This window comes from Ruegeria sp. HKCCA4633 (assembly GCF_013034605.1).
In the GTDB taxonomy this organism is placed as follows: Bacteria; Pseudomonadota; Alphaproteobacteria; order Rhodobacterales; family Rhodobacteraceae; genus Ruegeria.
In genome coordinates this window covers 145,436-167,842 of sequence record NZ_WQGJ01000007.1, presented here as the reverse complement: position 1 = coordinate 167,842, position 22,407 = coordinate 145,436, and the positions used below count along the sequence as shown (strand labels likewise).

Genomic DNA, 22,407 nt, shown 5'->3' with positions numbered 1-22,407 from the left:
TGAATGTCTTCTACCATGCGATTTCAACGGGTCAAAAGGAAGAGACGATTGAATTGCCTCGTAAAATCCTGCAGGTCTGTTAACATCCGCATGTTTCTAATTGTTGATTGACGGAGATCGTCTCATGTCTCGTAGAATTAAGTCGGCTCTGGCCTTGCTGGCCGGGAATGCCATTGGGTTATTGCTTGCCTCGCTGTTGTTGTCAGGATTTGCGATCAAGCCGATCTCTTTCATCGTCGTTGTAATCGTCTTCACCGTGGTGCAGCTGATTGCCGAACCCCTGATCCTGAAGCTGGGTGAAAAGAAAGCGCCTGCGCTGAAGGGCGGGATTGCTTTGATCGTGACCTTTGTAGGCCTGTTGGTGACTGATCTGATAACCGCTGGGCTGACCGTAGGTGGAGTTGCGAACCTGTTGGGAGCAACGCTGTTGGTCTGGCTGGGGGCGCTGATCGCCAGCGTTGTGCTGCCGATCTACGTGTTCAAAGAACTGCGCGAAGCCAAGAAGTAATCACAGCGCGTTCAGGCTGGCCTCGATGGCTTGCCACAGTTCTTCTACAGGTTCGCATCCGACGGACAGGCGGATGAAGGCGGGATCGACATCGTCGCCCCATCGCGCGCGACGTTCGGCTGAACTGTGGACCCCTCCGAAAGAAGTGGCGGGGCGCAGAAGGGGGCAAGCGTTGATGAAGGCTTCGGCTTTCTCTTCACTTTCCAGTGTCAGGGACAGCAGAAACCCGAAGCGTGCCGTCTGTGACTGTGCCAGTTTGTGGGATGGATCGCCCGGCAGACCTGGATAGCGGACCTGTTTCACTGTGGGATGTGACGCCAAACGTTCGGCCAACACCTGCGCCGAGCTGCACATACGGTCAAAGCGTACATCCAGCGTTTCCAGCCCGCGATGCAGCAGCCACGCCTCATGCGGTCCGGGGATTGATCCGGACACTTTTCGCCATTCCTCGACCCGTTCCATGATATCGTTGTTGCGGCTGGCCACATGGCCCATCAGCATGTCGGAATGCCCGCCCATCGCCTTGGTATCTGACGATACAACCACATCGATGCCCAGTTCCAGTGGGCGTTGACCCAGCGGGGTCATCGTCGTGTTGTCGGCAATGGTCACTCCCCCGGCTGCGCGCGCCTGTTCAGCAACCGCTGCCAGATCGATCATATCCAAACCGGGGTTCGAGGGGCTTTCTACAAAGACAACATCGAACCCGTCAAAACCGCCGTTGGTAAAGGCGGCAGTGGGTCGTTCCTCAACGGTCACGCCCAGACCTGAAAGGAAACGATCCGCCAGCAGGCGTGTCACGTAGTACCCGTCCGACGGGATCAGCAGGCGTGATCCGGCCTTCAGGGTCGCGAACAACGCTGCCGAGATCGCTGCCATCCCCGAAGGGAATGTCAGGCAGGGTGCGTCCTCCAGATGGGCCAGAACATGTTCCAGATGCTCCCAGGTTGGGTTGTCGACGCGGCCATAGGTGCGCAAACCTTCCGTCACGCCGGGCAGGTGGTACATGCTGCTTTGGGTCAGTGGCAGGGTTACCGGCTCACCGGCGTTCAACGCGTTGCCGCGCAGGTGCAGCATCTCTCCGGTTTTAGAAGCCATAGCTCAGCGCCCCGGAATTTCGTCGCGGGGCGGGGCGGGTTCCCAGTTCTCGATGATCTCGACCGCCTCTTGCGCGGTGTCGACGAACCGGAACAGGTCGAGGTCTTCTTCCGAGATGGTGCCGGCATCGGCCAGCGCTTCCCAATTGATGACCTTTTCCCAGAATTCGCGGCCAAACAGCAGGAAGGGCACGCGGTCCATCCGCCCGGTCTGGATCAGGGTCAGGGATTCGAACAGTTCATCCATGGTGCCAAAACCGCCGGGGAAGATGGTGATGGCGCGGGCGCGCATCAGGAAATGCATCTTGCGAATGGCAAAGTAATGGAAGTTGAAGCTGAGGTCCGGCGTCACATAGAGGTTCGGCGCCTGTTCATGCGGCAGCACGATATTCAAGCCGATCGAACACCCACCCGCGTCCTGCGCGCCACGGTTTCCGGCCTCCATCACACCGGGACCACCGCCGGTGACGATGACGTTCTCACGGCATCCGGTTTCGTTTGACTTTTCGGTCATTAGCCGCGCGAACTCACGCGCCTCATCGTAATATTGTGACAACCCGGCCAAAGTCTCTGTTCGCGCCGTGTGTTTCTGCGACGGTTCCGGAATGCGCGCGCCGCCGAACATCACAATGGTCGAGGTGATCTCGCGCTCGATCATGATCATCTCGGGCTTCAGCAATTCCAGTTGCAGACGCACCGGGCGCAATTCGTCCCGGCACAAGAATTCGTCATCGGCAAAGGCAAGGCGATAGGCAGGTGAACGCGTCTGCGGCGTGTCCGGAACCTCACTCGCGGTCGAGCGGTCGGTCTGCGCGTCGCGGAACGGATTGTGGCGGTCTTCTCTCATAGGTGATCGATCCCTGCTTGCGTGTTCATGAAACAGCTATAGGGTTCGCGATCAGAGCGCCAGTCACGGAAAGACAAGAATGAATTGGAAAAGTGAAATTTCAAAAGCCCGCGACCGTATCGCCGGATATGCACAAGTGACCCCAGTGATGGAAAGCCGCATTCCGGGCTATCCGATCGAGCTAAAACTCGAGCACATGCAGCACACTGGCAGTTTCAAGGCACGGGGCGCGTTCAACACATTGCTCAGCATGGACGTGCCACAGGCAGGCGTTGTGGCCGCGTCCGGGGGCAACCATGGTGCGGCGGCTGCTTATGCTGCGCAGACGCTGGGCTATCCCGCCAAGATATTCGTACCGGAACTGGCAGGTCCGTCGAAAATCGCGCTGATCCGGCAAACTGGCGCGGATCTAAGCGTCGTGTCCGGCGAATACGCCAACGCGCTGACCGCGGCGCAAGAACATGAGGCAGCTACTGGTGCCATGCAAATTCACGCCTATGACGCCCCGGCGACAGTGGCGGGGCAAGGGACCTGTTTTGCCGAATGGGATGCTCAGGGGTTGCAGGCCGATACGGTTCTGGTTGCTGTGGGTGGCGGCGGTCTTATTGCCGGTGCGCTGGCGTGGTTTGACGGCGCGCGCAAGGTCGTTGCAGTCGAACCTGAAACCTCGTGCGCGCTGAACGCTGCGTTACAGGCGGGTAAGCCGGTGGATGTATCTGTCTCGGGTATCGCTGCAAATGCGCTGGGCGCGCGGCGGATCGGACAGATCTGTTTCGATCTGGCGCAAGGCATGAGCTCGGTTCTGGTATCGGATGACGCGATTGCGGATGCGCAAAAGGCGCTTTGGCAGAGCCACCGCATTTTGGTGGAGCCCGCAGGCGCAGCAGCCTTGGCTGCATTGGCGTCGGGTGTCTACCAGCCTGAACCGGATGAGCGTGTTGCCGTTCTGCTGTGCGGCGCAAATATTGCACCGGACCCGTTTGCAGGGTGAATTATCGGCTTGTGAACGGGTAGGGCGGATTTTATCTATAATCCATGTCCGCTACGATTTCCGACACGATCTACCAAAACCTGAGCCAGCAAATCATCACCGGAGAGCTTGAGGCCGGGGAAAAGCTGCGGCAAGACCATATTGCCCGCCAATTTGACACCAGTCACGTCCCTGTACGTGAAGCCCTGTTGCGGCTTGAGGCGCATGGATTGGCCCGGCATGAGCCTCGCCGCGGGATGCGCGTCACCGCGCTGGACCCGGCAGAAGTGCGTGAGGTGATAGAAATGCGAGTGGCGTTAGAGACCCTTGCGTTGCAGCAATCCGTGCAGAACATGTCTCCGGTCGCGTTGGACAAGATCGATCGCGCACGCATCGCCTGTGATGAGGCGCAGACGATGCCGCAATGGGAAGCTTTGAACCGAGCGTTCCATCGTGCCATTCTGACACCTTGTGGCCTACCCCGGCTTTTGCACGCCATTGACGATCTGCATATCGCAAGCGCGCGCCACCTGTTCGCACATTGGCGGTCAAAATGGGTGCAGCAGGTAGACAAGGATCACGCCGCGCTGGTTCAGGCCCTCAGGCGCAGGGATCTGAGCACCGCCAAGGGCATCCTGACCCGCCATATACGCCGCGCAAGCTGACGAAAGGCCGTTTCAGACGCAAAATGATCCATGTTCGTCGCATTGCACCATTGTTTCCACTTGCGTATAGGCCAAACCGACACGAACAGATTCTGTAGGGAGACGCCCCATGTCCAACGCGCAACTGGAAGCCGCCATCGAAGCCGCCTGGGAGGCGCGCGACACAATCACGCCCGCCACCACCGGCGAACAGCGTGAAGCGATCGAGGATACGCTGAACGCGCTGGACAGCGGATCGCTGCGTGTTGCGGAAAAGCTTGAAAATGGCGACTGGCACGTGAACCAGTGGGCCAAGAAAGCGGTTCTGCTGGGCTTTCGCGTCAAGGATATGGAAATCCAGTCCGGTGGTCCGCAGGCTGGCGGCTGGTGGGACAAGGTGGACAGCAAGTTCGCCGGTTGGGACGCAAGCCAATGGCAAGCCGCCGGGTTCCGTGCTGTGCCGAACTGCGTTGTCCGCAAGTCTGCCTATATCGCACCCGGCGCTGTTCTGATGCCGTCTTTTGTGAACCTGGGCGCTTATGTCGATGAAGGCACCATGGTTGATACATGGGCCACCGTTGGATCCTGTGCGCAGATCGGCAAGAACGTTCACCTGTCGGGGGGCGTCGGCATCGGTGGTGTCCTTGAGCCCATGCAGGCCGGACCGACCATCATCGAAGACAATTGCTTTATCGGTGCCCGTTCCGAAGTGGTCGAGGGTTGTATCGTACGCGAAGGTTCGGTTCTGGGCATGGGCGTGTTCATCGGCAAATCCACCAAAATCGTGGACCGTGAAACCGGCGAAGTCACCTATGGCGAAGTGCCGCCCTATTCGGTGGTTGTTGCCGGTTCGATGCCTTCCAAGAACAACATCAGCCTGTACTGTGCCGTGATCGTGAAACGGGTGGATGAAAAGACACGCTCGAAAACCGGCATCAACGAATTGCTGCGCGACTAAATTGCCGTATATCCTCCAAGAAGGGCTGTAGCTTGCGCTGCAGCCCTTTTTTGAGCCTTATGCCTTCACCGGATAGCGGTCTGGTTCTTCAAAAACGTCAATCACACGAGAACCCGCTTTGATCTTGCCACCGTGTTCGACACCCGAAGGGATCGAATAGCTGTCGCCCGGGCGGTATATTCTGGTCTCGGTGCCGATGGTCAGTTCGACCTCACCCTCGACGACAGTGCCCCATTGGGCTTTGTGAGAATGTGCGGGCAGTTCAAAATCCTTGAGAAAAGTAAAAAACGCCACCAGCCCAGCATCCGACCGGATCACAGCGGTCTGAACTACATCTTCGGGGAAAGGGACGTCGAGGCTGGGAAATGCTGTGATGAAATCGGGATATGTCATGAAATGGTCCTGTGTTGTCATGGTTCGGCTGTTTACCGGTACTATGGACGCCAGATTGCCCGTCTGCAATTCTGGGCTTCTTGACCGTCGGCGGGCACGCAGCTATGGCCCTGCGCATGGAAAAGCAAAAGAAACCTTCGCGTCAGCAAGTTTATACTCTTCTGGTCCAGATCGGTCGCAAGGATGGTGACGGGCTGCCCGAAGGGGCGACCGGCGCGGCGTTGATCTGCTATGCCAGCGGAGTCGACGAGGCCGAGGCCGTGCGCGAAACGGTGGCCATTCTGAAGCAAGCCGATACAGCGCCGCTGGATGTCACTGGGTATGGCACTTTGGCGGAACGCGAAGCGCAAGGGCATGACATAGAGCCGGACGAGCGTGCCCTAATGCAACGCGCATTGGACGAAAACGCCGTGATCGTCGCGCAGATGACACCGTTTTATGGCGACGAGGCTGAAGCCTAGTTTCGTGTACCGAACCACTTGCGGTAAATTTCGTCGTAAGTTCCATCTTCGCGCAGTGACAGTAAAGCCTGATTGACGTCCTCGACCAGCGGCGATCCTGTCGGGAATGCGATGCCATAGTTTTCGCGCAGGAAGATGCCGCCTGTCATGGACGCAATACGCCGCCCCTCATGCGAGGCGAAATAGGACAGGACTGGCGCGTCAAATACGACTGCGTCAAGTTCCTCGGCCTTGAAGGCGTCCAGCATCTGCTCCAGTCCGGGATAGCCGGTGAATTCGATCTCACGCCGGTTTAGAAAACTTGCCGCGGTCGAGTTGGAAATGGTGCCGACATTTTTGCCGTAAAGATCGTTGACCGAGTTCACGCTGCCGGTAATCGCGTCTACCGTCATGACCGAGGTTATGCGTGCGGTGAAAACCGACACAATGAACAGCGACGACACAACCAGCACGACCCCCAACATTCGCCCAAATGGGGTGCGGGGCATCCGCTCTTCGAAGCCGCCATTCACAACCAAGTTGAGCGCCCACCAGAATGACGGGAACCAGGCTTCGTTCAGTTTGCGGTCGAAATAAGGTTGGGCGCGGCGCTCAAAGCTCCACATCAACATGCCGCCGCCCAGTAGAATGGCAAAGGCCAGACCGATAGCAATGAAGAGTTCTTTGGACAGCAACGCCTGCAACAGCGAGGGCCGACGAACCGCGTCTGACGGCACCATGATCTGCAGCCCGGCCTCAAAGATCGGCTGACTGAAATCCATCTGTGTTTCACGCATCGCCGTGATCGAGATATTGGCGATGGCTAGGTCGGCAGACCCGTCTTGTACGGCACCCAGCATTTCGGAAAAGGCGTCCACACGGTTGACGGAATAGTCCCAGCCCAGCGACTCGGCCAGTGCCGCAAGCAAGTCCATCGAGAAACCCGTTTCATCCCCGTCCTCGACATAGGAAAACGGGGGGCGTGTCACGGTCGTGACGGAAAGGGTCTGTGCCAGGCTCTGCTGTGCGATGACGGCGAAAGTCAGGCAGATCAGAGCGTAAAACGCGCGTTTCATTTTCTTTTCACCTGTTTCGCGGCCCTGTAACGCGATTGTGTGACACACGGCAAGGTGGTCGCTGGGTAAATTGCCATGTTTTGTTGGGGTCTCGCTTTGACACGTCCGGCGTCGGAAGATTGATTTTTTTGTGGATTGGGGTTGGAAAACCGGGCAATTCGTTGAATCTGTGCGCGAACCCGCGAAAGACAAAGCTCCAGAGGCCTCCGCATGACCGACCCCGTTCAATTGACAGCCGACCTGATTCGTTGCCCATCGGTCACACCGGAAGAGGGCGGCGCGCTTGAATTGCTCGACTCGGTTCTGACTGGCGCGGGCTTTGAGTGCACACGTGTCGACCGTGGCGGCATCAGTAACCTGTTCGCGCGGTGGGGCCAGAAAGGCCACGCGCGCAGCTTCGGGTTCAACGGCCACATAGATGTTGTTCCGGTAGGCGACGAAGAGGCTTGGACGATGCCGCCTTTCGGGGCCGAGGTGCGGGACGGTGTGATGTACGGGCGCGGTACCACCGATATGAAATCCGGGGTCGCGGCGTTTGCTGCGGCTGCGATAGACTTCGTGCGCGACACACCGCCGGACGGGGCCGTCATCCTGGCGATTACCGGCGATGAAGAAGGTGATGCGCTGGATGGCACCACCGCCTTGCTCGACTATATGAGCAGCGCAGATGAGCGCATGTCGGTCTGCCTGGTAGGTGAGCCCACATGCCCGAACACGATGGGCGAGATGATGAAGATCGGCCGTCGCGGTTCGATGACGGCATGGTTCACGATCACTGGCGTTCAGGGGCATTCGGCCTATCCGCATCGGGCTAAGAACCCACTGCCTGCGATGGCGCGGCTGATGGATCGGTTGGCAAGTCACGAACTGGATCAGGGCACGGGTCACTTCGACGCCTCAACTTTGGCAGTGGTCACGATCGACACGGGGAACGCTGCCACCAACGTGATCCCAGCCCGGAGCAGCGGCGCGGTCAATATTCGTTTCAACGATCTGCATTCCGGTGCGAGCCTAAGCGATTGGTTGCAATCAGAGGCGGATCAGGTGGCTGCCGAGTACGGCGTTGAGGTGGACGTAAGAATCAAGATTTCTGGGGAAAGCTTTCTGACCCCGCCGGGGCCACTGTCTGATCTGGTGGCCAAGGCGGTCGAAGCGGAAACCGGTGTCACGCCCGAGTTGTCCACAACAGGAGGCACATCGGATGCGCGTTTCGTCAAAAATCACTGCCCGGTGGTTGAGTTTGGGCTGGTCGGGCGCACCATGCATCAGGTGGATGAATGCGTCGAGGTGGCACAGGTCGAACAGCTCAAGTCGATCTACACGCGCATCCTGACGGAATACTTTGCCTGACCCATGCCGCGCACATTGGTGATCATGGTCAAGGAACCCCATCCGGGTCGGGTGAAAACACGGTTGGGTCGCGACATCGGCATGGTGGGTGCAGCATGGTGGTTCCGGCATCAGACCCGGTCGTTGATCCGGCGTCTGCGGGATCCACGCTGGCAGATCGTATTGGCGGTGTCCCCGGATGCAGAGGGTCTGAACAGTCGGGTCTGGCCGGCTGATTTGCCGCGCGCCGCACAGGGGCGTGGCGATCTGGGGGATCGGATGGGGCGAATGCTGCGGGGCATGCCCAAAGGTCCGGTTTGCCTGATCGGTGCCGATATTCCGGGAATTTCGCGGGCTCACATTGCCAGCGCTTTTGGTGCACTGGGGCGGTCTCAAATGGTCTTTGGCCCTGCACCGGATGGCGGTTACTGGTTGGTTGGCGCGCAACGCTATGCGGCTTTGCCAGCAGGTCTGTTTCGCAATGTGCGCTGGTCGACGGAACACGCTTTGGCGGACACGTTGGCCACGGTTCCCGGCGCGCGGGTCTCGTTGCTGGATCACCTGCGCGATGTGGATACGGTGGCCGATCTGAAAGCCTGAAGTTTTTTTGATCATGACGCGGTCGCAAACGCGTGATAGGCCGAAGATATGACTCGCATCCCCACCAAGCAGGAGGTCCTGGACTGGATCTCGGCGAACCCCACTCTGACGTCGAAACGCGATATTGCCAAGGCCTTTGGCATCAAGGGCGCAGATCGGATTGATCTCAAGCGCATCCTCAAAGAACTTGAGGCCGAAGGGCATCTTGAAAAGCGCAAGCGCAGCTATCGCGACCCGGATCGCCTGCCGCCGGTCAGCGTTTTGCAGGTCAAGGCACCGAACCAAGATGGAGACCTGTTTGCCCGTCCGCTGGAGTGGCATGGTGAGGGGGTCGAGCCCATCGTGCTGATCATTGCCCGCGCCAGTGATCCGGCGCTGGGCGAGGGCGACCGCATTCTGGCGCGTCTGACCGTGGTGCATGAAGAAGATCATAACTATGAAGCTCGCCTGATCCGCCGCATCGGAACCAACCCGCGCAAAATCGTCGGCATCTTCCGCAAGGGCGCCGAAGGGGGGCGGATCGTGCCCATCGACAAGGCCGGATCCACCGAATGGCTGGTTGCCGACGGGGCACTGCTGGGCGCTAAAGACGGCGAATTGGTCGAAGCTGAGCAGGCGGGACCCAAAAATCGCATGGGTCTGCCGCGTGCGCGCATTGTTGAACGTTTGGGTGATCCGACCGCGCCCAAGGCTGTGTCACTGATCGCGATTCATCAGCACGGCATTCCGGATGACTTCCCTGACAAGGTGATTGCCGAGGCGGACAAGGCCAAGCCAGTTGGTTTGAAGGGCCGCGAAGACCTTAGGGAAATGCCTTTGCTCACCATCGACCCTTCGGACGCGCGGGATCATGACGATGCATGCTATGCGCACGCCGATGACGACCCGAAGAACCCGGGCGGGCACGTGATCTGGGTCGCCATTGCAGATGTCGCCGCTTATGTGCAGCCCGGAACTGCCCTGGATCGTGAGGCGCGAAAGCGGGGCAACTCAAGCTATTTTCCTGATCGGGTGGTTCCGATGCTGCCGGATCGTTTGTCGGGCGATTTGTGTTCCCTGCACGAGGGTGTGCCGCGTGCCTGTATCGCTGTGCGGATGCAGATCGACGGAGATGGGAACAAGATTGGACATCGCTTTGTCCGCGGACTGATGCGGTCGGCTGCCTCGCTGAATTACTCAGAAGTACAAGAGGCCATTGACGGCACTCCGAATGATCGCACCGGGCCGTTGCTGGAGCCAGTGTTAAAACCGCTCTATGCCGCGTACGCTGCCTTGAAAAAGGCCCGCGCGGTGCGGCAGCCGCTAGAGCTTGATTTGCCCGAACGTAAGATCGTTCTGTCAGAAACCGGCGAAGTGACGAGCGTGGCGTTCCGCGACCGTTTGGATGCCCATAAGCTGATCGAGGAGTTCATGATCCTCGCCAATGTCGCCGCTGCTGAAACCCTGATTGCCAAGCGCCGCCCGCTATTGTTCCGTGTGCACGAGGAACCCGCGCCTGAGAAGCTTGAAAGCTTGCGGGAAACAGCACAGGCGGCGGGTTTGAACCTGGCCAAGGGGCAGGTATTGCAGACCCGGCATCTGAACGCATTGTTGAACGCGGCTGCGGGGACAGAGGACGCCGAACTCATCAATCTGACCACTCTGCGGTCAATGGCGCAGGCTTATTATAACCCCGAGAACTTCGGGCATTTCGGATTGGCGCTGCGGAACTATGCGCATTTCACATCACCCATCCGCCGCTATGCCGACCTGATCGTACATCGCGCTCTGATCTCGGCCCATGGCTGGGCCAAGGACGGGCTGACTGAAGATGAAATTATGCGCTTGGACGAAATCGCCACGCACATCTCGGACACAGAGCGCCGTTCGATGATGGCGGAACGGGACACAACCGATCGTTATCTGGCCGCCTATCTAAGCGAGCGGGTGGGCAATGAGTTCTCTGGCCGGATCAGCGGCATCGCCCGTTTCGGGGCCTTCGTGAAGATGGACGAAACCGGCGCGGACGGGCTGGTGCCGGTGCGGTCTTTGGGGCGCGAGTTCTTTCATTTCGACCGCGAGGCCGGGACACTGATGGGGTCGGACACCGGCCTGATCATCGCCATCGGTCAGCGTGTCACCGTTCGCTTGACCGAAGCAATACCTGTTACTGGCGGTCTGGAACTGGAACTTTTGTCGATCGACGATCAGGCGCTGCCGCGCGGACGGGGTCATTCCAAGCTGGCGACCCGCCGAAAGGCTGTCAGCACCAAGCGCAAGAAGGACAAGATCAAGCGCAAGGTGGAACGCAAGCGCCGTCAGAGGTGATAGGTCAGCGCCCGGGCGATCAGCCACCCGTGGCGGTTCGGATCTATCTGATGCGGGTCGTCGAACAGAAGGGCACGGGTCCCGTCAATGCGATCTTCATTCGGGAAGGCAGAGGTGAAATCACCCATCAATCGGCTTTGACAATGCACGAACAGTGCAAAACTGGCCGACTTGTGTGCCCCCAGCCGGATCGTTGATCCTTTGGGCGCAAGATACGCAGGTTGGCCCCAGCGCAGCTCCTCTCGCAGCGGGGTGGCCGCGGGCAGAGTTGTTGCCGTATCAATGATCAGGTCACGCAGCGCAAAGGCCCCTGCGCGCGCGGGCGGTGCCAGGGCCTCGAATGCTGCGGCGACTTTGGGGTTATCAAAAGGTTTCAAACGGGTATCGCCTGTTCCATCCGGTCCACGTAACTGTTCAACACCTTATCCTGTTTGATGCGCTGGGTCAGCGGGGTATCCGCAGGCGTTACGCGCATTGCAGCCAGCATCGGACCGACGCTCATATCCGCAGACGTCGGCCTGTCCCCCAGCAAGAACGAGGATTGCCAAAGATAGGCCGAGATCGCTTCAAGATCGCGTTCAACCCTGTCCAACCGTTCGGACAGCGAGAACCGCCCAATCCCTTGAGACGTAATCCCCTTCAGAACAGATTTTCGGATTGCGTTGGACGCAGGCTTGCGGATCAGGGCCGGTATCCCGGTAAAGAAGGTTTCGCGTAGGATCGGCCACACGTCGTCATTGCCCCAACGGTCCAGAACGATGTGAAAATACAGGTGTTCTTCGGCCATGCGTACCAAAGCGCGGGAATGCGCCTTTTCCACATCGGTCAGCCCCTGATCGAAATTTGCGCCGTTGGTTTCCAGCCAGTCGCGGATCAGGTCGCTGTCGGGGATCAGACGCTCGGGTGTGCGCAGAACGGGTAGTTTCTGATGCGGCATCTTTCGGGGATCAAGCATGTCAGAGCGCTGCCATTTCCGGCCGGAATGTTGCAGCATCAAAGCCGTCTTGACGCAGAACGGGCTGGCACTGAACAGGCCGAAGGCAGAAGGATAGGTGAGAAGGGTCAGCATCACTGGGCTCCGTTTGTGGGGATGCTTGATACGTAGTCGGCACTGATGACAGTTTCTGACATTAGGTTTAAGCTAGGGTGCATCATGTCTCGCACCGCCCGACTCTTCCAATTGATGCAGGCCCTGCGTTCTGGCCCGTCGCCCAAAACCTCAGCGCAACTAGCGCAGGATCTGGATGTGTCTGCCCGGACCATCCATCGCGATATCGATGCGCTGCGTGGTCTGGGGGCCGTGATCGACGGCGAAGCGGGGTTTGGGTTTACTCTGATCGAGGATACAACATTGCCCCCGCTGGGCTTCACCGATGATGAGCTTGAGGCGCTGGTTCTGGGCCTGCGTGAAGTTCAGGTTATTGGTGATCCGGCTTTGGCAGAAGCTGCCAATGTTGCCCTTCGAAAGTTGCAGGGCCGCTTGCCCGCGCGTCAGTCGCACCGATTGAGTCACGCAATTTTGGCGGCCACCCGGTTTGACCGACCCCCGGCACCGACGATTGACGCGGCAACACTAAGACAGGCGGCTTGGGATGAGCGTGCAGTAGAGTTTTCGTATGCCGACGCAAAGGGAGAGGCCACGCGGCGGCGCGTAGATCCGCTTAGCATCGTCTATATGGACCGTTCGAACGTGTTACTCAGCTGGTGTCATCTGAGGCAGGATTTCCGCGTTTTTCGCCTCGACCGGATGCAGGATATGTGTGTGACGGATCAAAGCTTTAGGCCAAACCGGGTGCCGATGCTGCGCGATGTGCTGGCCCGCATACGCGCAGACCGGGAAGCACAAGACTGCGAGGCAGGTACCTGAGCGCTTTGTGATTTACCGATTTTGCGCTACCCTAAGGGTGAGCAGTAATCAGGAAAAATCGGTATGCATAAATGCGTAGGCGGCGTCATGACCGTCGCATTATGGGCATCCATGGTGCAGGCGGACACAACAAAAACTGGAAAATGGTCGGGCGGCAATATGCTTGGCGAAACGATACAGCTGGCCTCGGCAGACTTGGCTGTTTCGCTTCGACCCGTTCCGCGACCATCAATCGAGGCGCTGCAGGTGTCTGCGGCTGCGGCAGCGCGGTTTCAGGTTTGGCTGAGCGCGTTTCAGGATAGGGCGCGACAGCAGGGCATATCGCAAGGAACGCTGTCTAAGGTGTTTTCGGACATAACGTTTGACGAAGACATTATCGCGCGGGATCGAAATCAGGCGGAATTCTCGAAACCGATCTGGGAATATCTCGATTCCGCCGTCTCGGATACGCGCCTGTCCAATGGTCGGGCCGCAATGCAACGGCACCGGCAGGTGCTGAAGCAGATCGAGGCTGAATACGGAGTCGAGAAAGAGGTGGTCACGGCAATCTGGGGGCTGGAAACCTCGTTTGGGTCCTACCGTGGCAGTAGCCGCACGCTCAGGTCTTTGGCGACACTGGCTTTTGATGCACGGCGTGCTCAGTTCTTCGAAACTCAGTTAATCGCTGCCCTAAGGATCGTGCAGGCAGGCGACGTAAGCGCTGCAAATATGTTGGGCAGTTGGGCGGGCGCGATGGGCCACACGCAGTTCATGCCGACCTCGTATCTGGATCATGCGGTCGACTTTGACGGAGATGGCCGTCGCGACATTTGGTCAGATGACCCAACGGATGCGCTGGCTTCGGCGGCGTCGTATCTGGCGCAACACGGCTGGACTAAGGGGCAACCTTGGGGTGTCGAAGTGCGATTGCCTGCGGATTTCGATTACGCGTCGGCGCGGCGCGACTTCACCCAGATGCCGTCCGAATGGGCCGCGCAGGGTGTTGTGGGAACCGATGGCAAAGCAGTTCCGGATCACGGTCAGGCCGCGATTCTGCTTCCCGCAGGCGGGCGGGGTGTTGCCTTGATGATCTTCGACAATTTCAAAGTGATCGAGGCGTATAACGGGGCCGACGCGTATGTGATCGGCATCGGGCATCTGTCCGACCGGCTGGCCGGAGGTGTACCGTTTCGATCCGACTGGCCGCGCGCTGACCGCGTGTTGAGTTTCACCGAGAAAAAGGAACTGCAAACCCGCCTGACCAATGCCGGGTTTGATACAAAGGGTATAGATGGGCGCGCTGGGCCAAACACGATCAGCGCGGTGCGCGCATACCAACTGGCGCAAGGTTTGCGGCCAGATGGGTATCCAACTGAGGAATTATTGGAGCGGCTGCGATAAGGCAGTCGTAAAACCCAGGGCCGGCTCAGTTTCAAACGCGGGCGCTGACTGCGTCTTTCACGATTTGGCATTGTGAAGCCTCCCGTCTGCCACCACTCACACGGCAGACAGGAGGTAGACCCTGCGGGATGGCAGGTTGCGATACAGGCCGAGGTAATATTCTTCCGAATCGCATTCGAATATTTGAAGCTGACGTGGGTGAAATCAAGTTTTTTGTCGCGCGTAAACTTATGGTAGCTGTTGGCAAGAGGTCTCGTAACTATTGACGACTGTCTTCTCAAAGGTGGCAACGTGCAGAGTTCTACGTCTGGGTTTGCAGTAAGAAACGTAAGTTTGAAGCCAAATAAGAAAAGGGACGCTGTTCAAAGCGTCCCCTGACTCTATAACTGCGAAATGGCTTACGAGGCCGCTTTCATCAATCCTTGTGCGATGATCTCGGCCTGCGCCTCATCCAGCGATTTGTGGATTCGCACGAACATCTCGTCGATATCTGCGGGGGTCAGGATCAGCGGGGGTGATATGATCATCCGGTCGCCGACATGGCGCATGATCAGGTTGTTGGCAAAGCACCGGTCGCGACAGATATAGCCGACAGTGCCTGGCTCGGACGCGAATTTGGCGCGGCTGGCCTTGTCTGGTGTCAACGCGATTGAGGCCATCATGCCGACAATCTTTGCCTCACCGACCAACGGGTGTTCGGCCAGAGCCTCCCATTTTTCCTTCAGGTAAGGGGCAGCTACATCGCGTACATGCTCGACGATTTTCTCTTCTTCAAGAATGCGCAGATTTTCCAAAGCTACGGCAGCGGCGACCGGATGGCCGGAATAGGTGTAGCCGTGGTTGAACTCGGTGCCGCCGATCACTTGGGCAATCTCGTCGTTCACGATTGATCCACCGATGGGCGCATAACCGGAGCTCAGGCCCTTGGCGATGGTCATGATGTGCGGCTTGATCCCGACGGTTTGCGAACCGAACCAATTGCCGGTACGGCCAAATCCGCAGATGACCTCGTCGGCGATCAAAAGGATGTCGTACTTGTCACAGATACGCTGGATTTCCGGCCAATAAGTATCCGGCGCGACGATCACGCCGCCTGCGCCTTGCACGGGTTCGGCGATAAAGGCTGCAACGCGGTCTTCGCCCAGTTCCAGAATGGCTTCTTCCAGTTCGCGTGCGCGGGCCAGTCCGAATTCTTCGGGCGACATGTCACCACCTTCGGCCCACCAATTGGGTTGGTTGATGTGGTGAATGTTTGGAATCGGGATGCCGCCTTGCGCGTGCATTCCTGCCATACCTCCCAATGAGGCCGAGCCCACGGAAGACCCGTGGTAGGCATTATGGCGGCTAATGATGATGTTCTTATTCGGCTGGCCTTTTTCGGCCCAGTAAGTTCGGACCAGACGGATATTGGTGTCGTTGGCCTCGGACCCGCCCGCCGCAAAGAAGACGTGGTTCAGATCGCCAGGCGCCAACTCGGCAATCTTTGCGGCCAGCGCTATGGCCGGAACGTGGGTCGTTTTGAAAAATGTGTTGTAATAGGGCAGTTCACGCATCTGACGTGCGGCTACTTCGGCCAGTTCGTCGCGACCGTAACCGATATTGACGCACCACAAGCCAGCCATGGCGTCAAGAATCTCTTCGCCCTCGCTGTCGGTCAGATAGACCCCCTTGGCGCGAGTGATCACGCGTGCGCCTTCCTGACCCAGCGCGCCGTTGGCAGAAAATGGATGAAGGTGATGCGCGGCGTCCAGTGCCTGTAGTTCGGCGGTTGGCATATGGTTGGTGATGGTGGACATCTGAGGCTCTCCCACAAAAGCAGTGGTGATCACAATATGATCAAATTTTGGACTGTCAATCGAATCGGACGAAATCAGCCTGATGTGAGCGACTCCGAGATCAATTCCATACCCTGTTCAATGTCCTGAGCGGTAGCTTTTGCCGCCTTTTGAGCGTCTCCGTTTCGTAATGCGCTGATTATATCCTTATGCCGATCAGGCAGGCTTTGCGTGCCAAAGCGACCGCACACCACACGCAGAGACGGGCCAAAACGCAGCCACAGTCTTTCGGCAAGATCACTGAGAATCGCTGCATTGGCGTGGGAATATAGCGATTCATGAAAGGCCTGGTTCAAACGCAGATAGCCCCCAACGTCGCCATCTGCGATCATATGATCCAGCTGTTTGTCGATACGCTCAAGATGATCTATGTCGTCTGCCTGTAAATTCGCAGTGGCGAGTCTGGAAAGCTCTGATTCTATTGAGATTCTGGCGAAAATCATCTGCTCAATGTCGTCGGAGGTCAAAAGCGGAACGCTAACGCGGCGGTTACCTTGAAATACCAAGGCCCCGTCCGAAATCAGCCTACGGATTGCCTCGCGGACCGGGGTCATTCCAACACCCAGCGAATCAGTCAGACCCTGGATTGTGACGGGTTGCCCAGGGACCAATTCCCCAAACAGGATCTGCGACCTGAGGGTTTGATAAACCTGCTCGTGCGCGGGCTGTTTCCCGCTTTCGGCTTGCGGCGAAGATGCCTTATTTTTGATCAAATCCAATTGGTTCATCCTATTTCGACATACCCTGACTTGTCAGGTGACAGACCTCGTGAAACCATACGCTGGATCAGGGAAAAACGCAAAACTTGATCAAATCCAAAAAAACGGGAAAATAGCCGTACACTTGCAGGGAGAAGAATATGACAATCAAAACGCTGACCATGACAGCGGTCATCGCATTGGGGACTTCAGCGGCTTTCGCTGAAGAGGTGCGTGTCTACAACTGGTCCGACTACATCGACGAAGAGCTTCTGAGCAAATTCGAGGAAGAAACTGGTCTGACCCTCATCTACGACGTGTTTGACAGCAACGAGGTTCTGGAAACCAAGATGCTGGCTGGTGGTTCGGGCTATGACGTGGTGGTGCCTTCTGGCACGTTCCTTCAACGTCAAATTCAGGCAGGGGCGTTTCAGGAACTGGATGCGGCCAAATTGTCGAATGCGGGCAACCTTTGGGACGTTATTCAAGAGCGAACTGCTGGATATGACCCAAACAACGCCTATTCGATTAACTATATGTGGGGCACCACGGGCATTGGTGTGAATGTCGACAAGGTCAAAGAAGCCTTGGGCGACGATGTGGCACTGAACAGCATGGATCTGGTTTTGAAGCCAGAGAACATGGAAAAACTGGCGGCGTGTGGTGTTCATTTCCTTGATGCGCCAGCCGAAATGATACCAATGACCTTGCAGTACATCGGTGAGGACCCCGACAGCCACGATCCGGATGTGATCAAAAAAGTTGAAGACGTTCTGACAAGCGTTCGCCCTCATATCCAGAAATTCCACAGTTCGGAATATATCAACGCGCTGGCGAATGGCGATATTTGCGTTGCCGTGGGTTGGTCAGGTGACATCCTGCAGGCACGAGACCGCGCAGCCGAAGCCGAGAACGGTGTGAACATCGAATATCATCCGTTCGCGGAAGGATCGCTGATGTGGTTTGACCAAATGGCGATCCCGGCGGATGCACCGAATCCGGAAGGCGCGCATAAGTTCCTGAATTTCATCCTGGATGCCAACAACATGGCTGCCGCGTCCAATTACGTCTACTACGCCAACGGCAACGAAGCTTCGCAGGAGTTCCTCGAGGAAGACGTGATCGGCGATCCGGCGATTTATCCGGATGAGGCCACGATGCAAAACCTGTACATCACGACGCCATATCCCGCGAAAACGCAGCGCGTCGTGACTCGTCTTTGGACCAAGATCAAGTCAGGTACCTGATCGGAGTGAACAAGCGCGGGGCGGTCAGGAAACCGCCCCGCTGCAATATTGTCCTTTAAGACAAGCGGGGGCTGCCTTGAATTCTGACGTCTTTGCGCCGTGGGATGACCCACAGGCGAAACCCTTGATCCAGTTTCAGAACGTGACCAAGCGCTTCGGTGAGTTCACGGCGATCGACAATCTGTCACTGGATATTTTCGAGCGTGAATTCTTTGCCCTGCTTGGTCCGTCGGGATGCGGCAAGACAACGATGATGCGGATGCTTGCCGGGTTCGAAACCCCAACCGAAGGTCATATCCTGTTGGGCGGTCAGGATATTGACCCTATTCCCCCCAACAAGCGCGCTGTGAACATGATGTTCCAGTCATATGCTCTTTTCCCGCATCTCAGCGTCTGGGAAAACATCGCGTTTGGTCTGCGTCGGGACAATATGCCGAAACACGACCTTGAAGAACGGGTTGAAGAAATGCTGCGCCTGACCCGATTGGAGCAGTTTGCCCGCCGTAAGCCGCATCAGATTTCAGGTGGACAACGACAGCGCGTTGCTTTGGCGCGCTCTTTGGCGAAGGCTCCAAAACTTCTGCTGTTGGATGAACCGCTGGGCGCGCTCGACAAGAAACTGCGCCAAGATACGCAGTTCGAATTGATGGATATTCAAGAGAAAACCGGCACCACATTTGTGATCGTCACCCACGATCAGGAAGAGGCCATGACAGTCGCCAGTCGAGTGGCGGTGATGGATCAGGGACAATTGATGCAGGTTGCCACGCCCGACCGGATCTACGAGAACCCGGCCTCGGTTTATGTCGCTGATTTCATTGGAGATGTGAACATTATCGAAGGACGCGCAGCCCCTTCGGGTGAGGATACTTATCAGATTGATTGGGCCGAAGGTCAGGCTCCTATAACGGCATCATCATCAACGGGCTTCTCAAACGGTCAGTCCTGCCATCTGGCGATCCGCCCCGAGAAGGTGACCATCTCAGCCGAGAGGCCAGCCGATGCGGTCAACGCTGTTCAGGGCAAGGTTCATGACATTGCCTATTTGGGCAATCTGTCCACCTATCACGTCGAATTGGCAAACGGCACAATCATCAAGGCGCAGACGGCCAACACCCGCCGCATCTCGCGCCGTTCGTTCACTTGGGAAGACCCGGTCTGGCTGTCGTGGACAGCGACGGCTGCGGTTTTGCTGGCGAACTGATGCGCCGCGCCGTTCTAATCGCCATCCCTTATGTCTGGTTGCTGGCACTGTTTCTGGTGCCATTCTTCATCGTTCTGAAGATATCGCTGTCAGACACCGCACTTGCCATCCCGCCTTATACTCCGACCCTAGATATGTCCGCCGGCTGGGCGGGGATCAAAGAGTTTTTCAGCGAACTGGATTTTGAGAACTATGTCTGGCTGACCGAGGATGACCTGTATTGGAAAGCCTACCTGTCCAGCGTAAAGATCGCTTTGATCTCGACCTTCTTTACCTTGCTGGTCGGCTATCCCATCGCCTATGGCATGGCCCGCGCGCCTCAGGAATGGCGGCCAACGCTGATGATGCTGGTGATCCTGCCCTTCTGGACCTCATTCTTGATCCGGGTTTACGCGTGGATGGGTATTCTTTCGAACGAAGGGTACCTGAATCAGATTTTGCTTTGGACGGGTCTCATCTCGACCCCGCTGACGATCCTGAACACCTCGACCGCTGTCTATATCGGCATCGTTTACACCTATCTGCCCTTCATGATCCTGCCTATCTACTCGGCTTTGGAGCGCTTAGATGGATCACTGATCGAGGCAGCCGAAGATCTGGGATGTTCCCGTTTGCAAGCGTTCTGGCTGGTGACGATTCCGCTGTCCAAACCCGGAATCATCGCGGGTTGCTTCCTTGTGATGATCCCAGTGATCGGTGAGTTTGTGATCCCCTCGCTTCTGGGCGGTTCAGGTACGCTGATGATTGGTAAGGTTCTGTGGGAGGAGTTCTTCTCGAACCGAGACTGGCCGGTGGCCAGTGCTGTGGCTATCGTGTTGCTGTTGATCCTAGTGATTCCCATTGTGCTGTTCCAGCGGAACCAGCAGAAACAGGCGGAGGCCGACGGATGAACAGATTAAGTTGGTTCAATACGGTTTCGCTGACGTTGGGATTTGCGTTCCTTTACATCCCAATGATCATCCTGATCGTTTTCAGCTTTAATGAAAGCAAGCTGGTCACGGTCTGGGCAGGGTTTTCTACCAAATGGTACGGAGAGCTTCTTCAGAACGAGGCGTTTTTGGATGCTGCCTGGGTCACGATCCGGGTCGCGGTGTTTTCGTCGACACTGGCAACGATTCTGGGAACGGCTGCCGCTTATGTGCTTGTCCGAAGCGGGCGGTTCTTTGGCCGGACGCTGTTTTCCGGCATGATCTATGCACCGTTGGTGATGCCCGAAGTGATCACCGGTCTGTCACTGTTGCTGCTGTTTATCGGGATCGGTCTGGATCGAGGAATCCTGACTATCGTTCTGGCCCATACGACCTTTTCGATGTGTTTCGTTTCGGTTGTTGTGTCCTCGCGCCTCATCACTTTTGATCGCTCGTTAGAGGAAGCTGCGCTGGATTTGGGATGTTCACCGGCGCAGGCGTTCCGCCTTGTCACCCTGCCGATCATCGCACCGGCGGTGATCTCAGGTTGGTTGCTGGCCTTCACCTTGTCGCTGGACGATCTGGTGATTGCCTCTTTCACCTCGGGGCCGTCGGCCACGACATTGCCGATCAAGATCTTCTCGGCCGTGCGCCTTGGCGTCAGTCCGGAAATCAACGCGTTGTCCACGATCATGATTGCCGTGGTGACAGTTGGGGTGATTACGGCCTCGCTTGTGACCAAACGGGCGATGGTCAGGCAGCGGCAGGATGAGATGGCCGCGGCACGCACCGAATGAAGCGAGTTTTTCCCGACTACGCTTATAGCGACGCACCACGCGACGGCTGTTGGTGGGACGAAACAGTGCCTGCCTTGGATTGGCCAGAGTTTCAGGGCAACACGAAGGTGGATGTCGCGGTTGTTGGTGGCGGGTTTACTGGCGTTTCCGCTGCCCTGCATTTGGCTGAAGCCGCTTCAGTTGCGGTCTTCGAAGCTGGTCCGCCGGGGTGGGGTGCATCGGGGCGAAATGGCGGTTTCTGCTGTCTCGGTGGGTCCAAACTGAGCCCAGCGGCAATGGAGCGGCGCTATGGGCGTGATGCAACGCGGGCCTATGCAACTGCGGAAGAGGATGCGGTGAACTTGGTGGCTGATCTGCTTGATCGCCATGGGATCAAAGCGGATAGGCATTCCAGCGGAGAAACCCAATTGGCGCATTCGAACCACGCGATGGACGTGTTGCGCAGAAATCAAGGTGAGATAGGCGTGCTGCATGATGCAGCAGACTTACCCGGGTTGGGACTGGGCGGTCCCTTTTTGGGTGGGTACACGCACCCGGTTGGCTTTGGCCTGAACCCTCGCAAATATTTGTTTGGGCTTGCGAAAGCAGCGGAAGCTTTGGGTGCGCGCGTGTTTCAAAACAGCCCGGTGCAGCGTATCGATAAAACTGCATCAGGATTTGCTTTGAAAACACATACTGGGCAGGTCAACGCAGAAATCGTGCTGATCTGCACCAACGGGTATTCCAGCGAAGACATTCCAGATTGGATGTCGGGTCGGTACATGCCTGCCCAGTCTACGGTTATGGTTACGCGACCGCTCAGCCAGGCCGAGCAAATGGAACAGGGCTGGACGTCGGACCAGATGTGTTACGACACGCGTAACCTTCTGCATTACTTCCGCCTGATGCCGGACGGGCGATTTCTGTTTGGCATGCGGGGCGGTCTGCGGTCCTCAGTGCAGACAGAAGCATCCATACGGGCAAAGGTTCAGCAGGATTTCAAAAAGATGTTTCCGGCCTGGTCACAGGTTGAAGCCACGCATCTTTGGTCCGGATTGGTGTGCATGTCCCGTGCGCTGACGCCTTATGTCGGTCCCATACCTGAGCAGCCGGGCATGTACGCTGGCTTTGCATATCATGGCAACGGCGTCGCTATGGGAACCTATTGTGGCCGAGCCTTGGCAAGGCTGGCCTTGGGGCAGAATGCCGGCTTGCCCACGCTCATGAGTCAAACACCTCAGCGGTTTCCAATGGGACGTTGGCGGCGGGCAATCATGCCGCCAGCCTATGCCCTTATGGCTCTTGCGGATCTTAGATAAAGCC

23 protein-coding genes are annotated in these 22,407 nt (G+C 57.5%); 15 read left to right on the top strand and 8 right to left on the bottom strand.

What is annotated here, in order from left to right; translation table 11 throughout:
* Positions 1-124 precede the first annotated feature (124 nt).
* Positions 125-508, top strand: coding sequence for a hypothetical protein (locus GOV85_RS17150; RefSeq protein ID WP_171180384.1), 384 nt, complete (start codon positions 125-127; stop codon positions 506-508).
* Here the strand turns inward: GOV85_RS17150 and GOV85_RS17145 are convergent, their stop codons facing one another.
* Complete coding sequence (locus GOV85_RS17145; RefSeq protein WP_171180382.1) at positions 509-1,606, bottom strand: cystathionine gamma-lyase; 1,098 nt, start codon at positions 1,604-1,606, stop codon at positions 509-511. It abuts the gene before it with no gap.
* A gap of 3 nt (positions 1,607-1,609) precedes the next feature.
* Positions 1,610-2,452 carry a TIGR00730 family Rossman fold protein gene (locus GOV85_RS17140; protein WP_171180380.1) on the bottom strand — a complete coding sequence of 281 codons (843 nt, stop codon included), beginning with the start codon at positions 2,450-2,452 and terminating at the stop codon, positions 1,610-1,612.
* A gap of 79 nt (positions 2,453-2,531) precedes the next feature.
* On the opposite strand from GOV85_RS17140, the gene GOV85_RS17135 reads away from it, so the two are divergent.
* From GOV85_RS17135 to dapD, 3 genes are all read left to right on the top strand, one after another.
* Positions 2,532-3,443, top strand: a complete 912-nt coding sequence (locus GOV85_RS17135) for a threonine/serine dehydratase (RefSeq protein WP_171180378.1) — start codon at positions 2,532-2,534, stop codon at positions 3,441-3,443.
* A 44-nt stretch (positions 3,444-3,487) separates the two neighbouring features.
* Positions 3,488-4,087 (top strand): GntR family transcriptional regulator, encoded by a 600-nt coding sequence (locus tag GOV85_RS17130; protein WP_171180376.1) that lies wholly within the window; start codon positions 3,488-3,490, stop codon positions 4,085-4,087.
* Between the two features lie 109 nt (positions 4,088-4,196).
* Positions 4,197-5,024 carry a 2,3,4,5-tetrahydropyridine-2,6-dicarboxylate N-succinyltransferase gene (gene dapD, locus GOV85_RS17125; protein WP_171180374.1) on the top strand — a complete coding sequence of 276 codons (828 nt, stop codon included), beginning with the start codon at positions 4,197-4,199 and terminating at the stop codon, positions 5,022-5,024.
* Positions 5,025-5,081: 57 nt separating this feature from the next.
* On the opposite strand, the gene GOV85_RS17120 is transcribed toward dapD, so the two are convergent.
* On the bottom strand, positions 5,082-5,438 hold the full coding sequence (locus GOV85_RS17120) for a cupin domain-containing protein (protein ID WP_253282882.1): 357 nt from the start codon (positions 5,436-5,438) through the stop codon (positions 5,082-5,084).
* Between the two features lie 95 nt (positions 5,439-5,533).
* Here GOV85_RS17120 and GOV85_RS17115 point away from each other — a divergent pair, with 95 nt between their 5' ends.
* Positions 5,534-5,878, top strand: a complete 345-nt coding sequence (locus GOV85_RS17115; RefSeq protein WP_171180372.1) for a hypothetical protein — start codon at positions 5,534-5,536, stop codon at positions 5,876-5,878.
* On the opposite strand, the gene GOV85_RS17110 is transcribed toward GOV85_RS17115, so the two are convergent.
* The gene (locus tag GOV85_RS17110; RefSeq protein ID WP_171180370.1) at positions 5,875-6,933 is read right to left on the bottom strand and encodes a transporter substrate-binding domain-containing protein; all 1,059 of its coding nucleotides are present in this window, start codon (positions 6,931-6,933) and stop codon (positions 5,875-5,877) included. The genes GOV85_RS17115 and GOV85_RS17110 overlap by 4 nt on opposite strands.
* Positions 6,934-7,143: 210 nt before the next feature.
* On the opposite strand from GOV85_RS17110, the gene dapE reads away from it, so the two are divergent.
* Genes dapE through rnr form a run of 3 tightly spaced genes read left to right on the top strand, consistent with a single transcriptional unit; the run spans position 7,144 to position 11,169 of the window.
* On the top strand, positions 7,144-8,283 hold the full coding sequence (gene dapE / locus GOV85_RS17105) for a succinyl-diaminopimelate desuccinylase (protein WP_171180368.1): 1,140 nt from the start codon (positions 7,144-7,146) through the stop codon (positions 8,281-8,283).
* Positions 8,284-8,286: 3 nt separating this feature from the next.
* Positions 8,287-8,862, top strand: coding sequence for a TIGR04282 family arsenosugar biosynthesis glycosyltransferase (locus GOV85_RS17100; RefSeq protein WP_171180366.1), 576 nt, complete (start codon positions 8,287-8,289; stop codon positions 8,860-8,862).
* A gap of 48 nt (positions 8,863-8,910) precedes the next feature.
* Positions 8,911-11,169 (top strand): ribonuclease R, encoded by a 2,259-nt coding sequence (gene rnr / locus GOV85_RS17095; protein ID WP_171180364.1) that lies wholly within the window; start codon positions 8,911-8,913, stop codon positions 11,167-11,169.
* Here rnr and GOV85_RS17090 read toward each other — a convergent pair.
* On the bottom strand, positions 11,160-11,546 hold the full coding sequence (locus tag GOV85_RS17090; RefSeq protein ID WP_171180361.1) for a DUF1801 domain-containing protein: 387 nt from the start codon (positions 11,544-11,546) through the stop codon (positions 11,160-11,162). The two genes, rnr and GOV85_RS17090, sit on opposite strands and share 10 nt — an antisense overlap.
* A complete protein-coding gene (locus tag GOV85_RS17085; RefSeq protein ID WP_171180359.1) occupies positions 11,543-12,238 on the bottom strand; it encodes a glutathione S-transferase family protein in 696 nt (231 codons plus the stop codon). Before GOV85_RS17085 ends, GOV85_RS17090 begins: the two co-directional genes overlap by 4 nt.
* An 84-nt stretch (positions 12,239-12,322) precedes the next feature.
* Between GOV85_RS17085 and GOV85_RS17080 the strand changes: the two genes are divergently transcribed.
* Complete coding sequence (locus GOV85_RS17080) at positions 12,323-13,036, top strand: YafY family protein (RefSeq protein ID WP_171180357.1); 714 nt, start codon at positions 12,323-12,325, stop codon at positions 13,034-13,036.
* Between the two features lie 63 nt (positions 13,037-13,099).
* The gene (locus GOV85_RS17075; RefSeq protein ID WP_171180355.1) at positions 13,100-14,416 is read left to right on the top strand and encodes a lytic murein transglycosylase; all 1,317 of its coding nucleotides are present in this window, start codon (positions 13,100-13,102) and stop codon (positions 14,414-14,416) included.
* 398 nt (positions 14,417-14,814) lie between these two features.
* On the opposite strand, the gene GOV85_RS17070 is transcribed toward GOV85_RS17075, so the two are convergent.
* On the bottom strand, positions 14,815-16,212 hold the full coding sequence (locus tag GOV85_RS17070; protein ID WP_171180353.1) for an aspartate aminotransferase family protein: 1,398 nt from the start codon (positions 16,210-16,212) through the stop codon (positions 14,815-14,817).
* A 74-nt stretch (positions 16,213-16,286) separates the two neighbouring features.
* A complete protein-coding gene (locus GOV85_RS17065) occupies positions 16,287-16,970 on the bottom strand; it encodes a GntR family transcriptional regulator (protein WP_245222912.1) in 684 nt (227 codons plus the stop codon).
* A gap of 140 nt (positions 16,971-17,110) precedes the next feature.
* Here GOV85_RS17065 and GOV85_RS17060 point away from each other — a divergent pair, with 140 nt between their 5' ends.
* The 5 genes from GOV85_RS17060 (at position 17,111) to GOV85_RS17040 (ending at position 22,403) form a co-directional block, all read left to right on the top strand.
* Positions 17,111-18,196, top strand: coding sequence for a polyamine ABC transporter substrate-binding protein (locus tag GOV85_RS17060; RefSeq protein ID WP_171180349.1), 1,086 nt, complete (start codon positions 17,111-17,113; stop codon positions 18,194-18,196).
* Between the two features lie 76 nt (positions 18,197-18,272).
* On the top strand, positions 18,273-19,400 hold the full coding sequence (locus GOV85_RS17055) for an ABC transporter ATP-binding protein (RefSeq protein WP_171095765.1): 1,128 nt from the start codon (positions 18,273-18,275) through the stop codon (positions 19,398-19,400).
* Complete coding sequence (locus GOV85_RS17050) at positions 19,400-20,290, top strand: ABC transporter permease subunit (protein WP_171180423.1); 891 nt, start codon at positions 19,400-19,402, stop codon at positions 20,288-20,290. Before GOV85_RS17055 ends, GOV85_RS17050 begins: the two co-directional genes overlap by 1 nt.
* Positions 20,287-21,105 (top strand): ABC transporter permease, encoded by an 819-nt coding sequence (locus GOV85_RS17045; RefSeq protein ID WP_171180347.1) that lies wholly within the window; start codon positions 20,287-20,289, stop codon positions 21,103-21,105. Before GOV85_RS17050 ends, GOV85_RS17045 begins: the two co-directional genes overlap by 4 nt.
* Positions 21,102-22,403, top strand: coding sequence for an FAD-binding oxidoreductase (locus GOV85_RS17040; protein WP_171180345.1), 1,302 nt, complete (start codon positions 21,102-21,104; stop codon positions 22,401-22,403). Before GOV85_RS17045 ends, GOV85_RS17040 begins: the two co-directional genes overlap by 4 nt.
* The last annotated feature ends 4 nt before the right edge of the window (positions 22,404-22,407 follow it).

Coding starts and splice junctions, on each gene's coding strand:
- GOV85_RS17150 (WP_171180384.1), top strand. CDS start 125: ATGTCTCGTAGAATTAAGTCGGCTCTGGCCTTGCTGGCCGGGAATGCC.
- GOV85_RS17145 (WP_171180382.1), bottom strand. CDS start 1,606: ATGGCTTCTAAAACCGGAGAGATGCTGCACCTGCGCGGCAACGCGTTG.
- GOV85_RS17140 (WP_171180380.1), bottom strand. CDS start 2,452: ATGAGAGAAGACCGCCACAATCCGTTCCGCGACGCGCAGACCGACCGC.
- GOV85_RS17135 (WP_171180378.1), top strand. CDS start 2,532: ATGAATTGGAAAAGTGAAATTTCAAAAGCCCGCGACCGTATCGCCGGA.
- GOV85_RS17130 (WP_171180376.1), top strand. CDS start 3,488: ATGTCCGCTACGATTTCCGACACGATCTACCAAAACCTGAGCCAGCAA.
- dapD (WP_171180374.1), top strand. CDS start 4,197: ATGTCCAACGCGCAACTGGAAGCCGCCATCGAAGCCGCCTGGGAGGCG.
- GOV85_RS17120 (WP_253282882.1), bottom strand. CDS start 5,438: ATGACAACACAGGACCATTTCATGACATATCCCGATTTCATCACAGCA.
- GOV85_RS17115 (WP_171180372.1), top strand. CDS start 5,534: ATGGAAAAGCAAAAGAAACCTTCGCGTCAGCAAGTTTATACTCTTCTG.
- GOV85_RS17110 (WP_171180370.1), bottom strand. CDS start 6,933: ATGAAACGCGCGTTTTACGCTCTGATCTGCCTGACTTTCGCCGTCATC.
- dapE (WP_171180368.1), top strand. CDS start 7,144: ATGACCGACCCCGTTCAATTGACAGCCGACCTGATTCGTTGCCCATCG.
- GOV85_RS17100 (WP_171180366.1), top strand. CDS start 8,287: ATGCCGCGCACATTGGTGATCATGGTCAAGGAACCCCATCCGGGTCGG.
- rnr (WP_171180364.1), top strand. CDS start 8,911: ATGACTCGCATCCCCACCAAGCAGGAGGTCCTGGACTGGATCTCGGCG.
- GOV85_RS17085 (WP_171180359.1), bottom strand. CDS start 12,238: ATGCTGACCCTTCTCACCTATCCTTCTGCCTTCGGCCTGTTCAGTGCC.
- GOV85_RS17080 (WP_171180357.1), top strand. CDS start 12,323: ATGTCTCGCACCGCCCGACTCTTCCAATTGATGCAGGCCCTGCGTTCT.
- GOV85_RS17075 (WP_171180355.1), top strand. CDS start 13,100: ATGCATAAATGCGTAGGCGGCGTCATGACCGTCGCATTATGGGCATCC.
- GOV85_RS17070 (WP_171180353.1), bottom strand. CDS start 16,212: ATGTCCACCATCACCAACCATATGCCAACCGCCGAACTACAGGCACTG.
- GOV85_RS17060 (WP_171180349.1), top strand. CDS start 17,111: ATGACAATCAAAACGCTGACCATGACAGCGGTCATCGCATTGGGGACT.
- GOV85_RS17050 (WP_171180423.1), top strand. CDS start 19,400: ATGCGCCGCGCCGTTCTAATCGCCATCCCTTATGTCTGGTTGCTGGCA.
- GOV85_RS17045 (WP_171180347.1), top strand. CDS start 20,287: ATGAACAGATTAAGTTGGTTCAATACGGTTTCGCTGACGTTGGGATTT.
- GOV85_RS17040 (WP_171180345.1), top strand. CDS start 21,102: ATGAAGCGAGTTTTTCCCGACTACGCTTATAGCGACGCACCACGCGAC.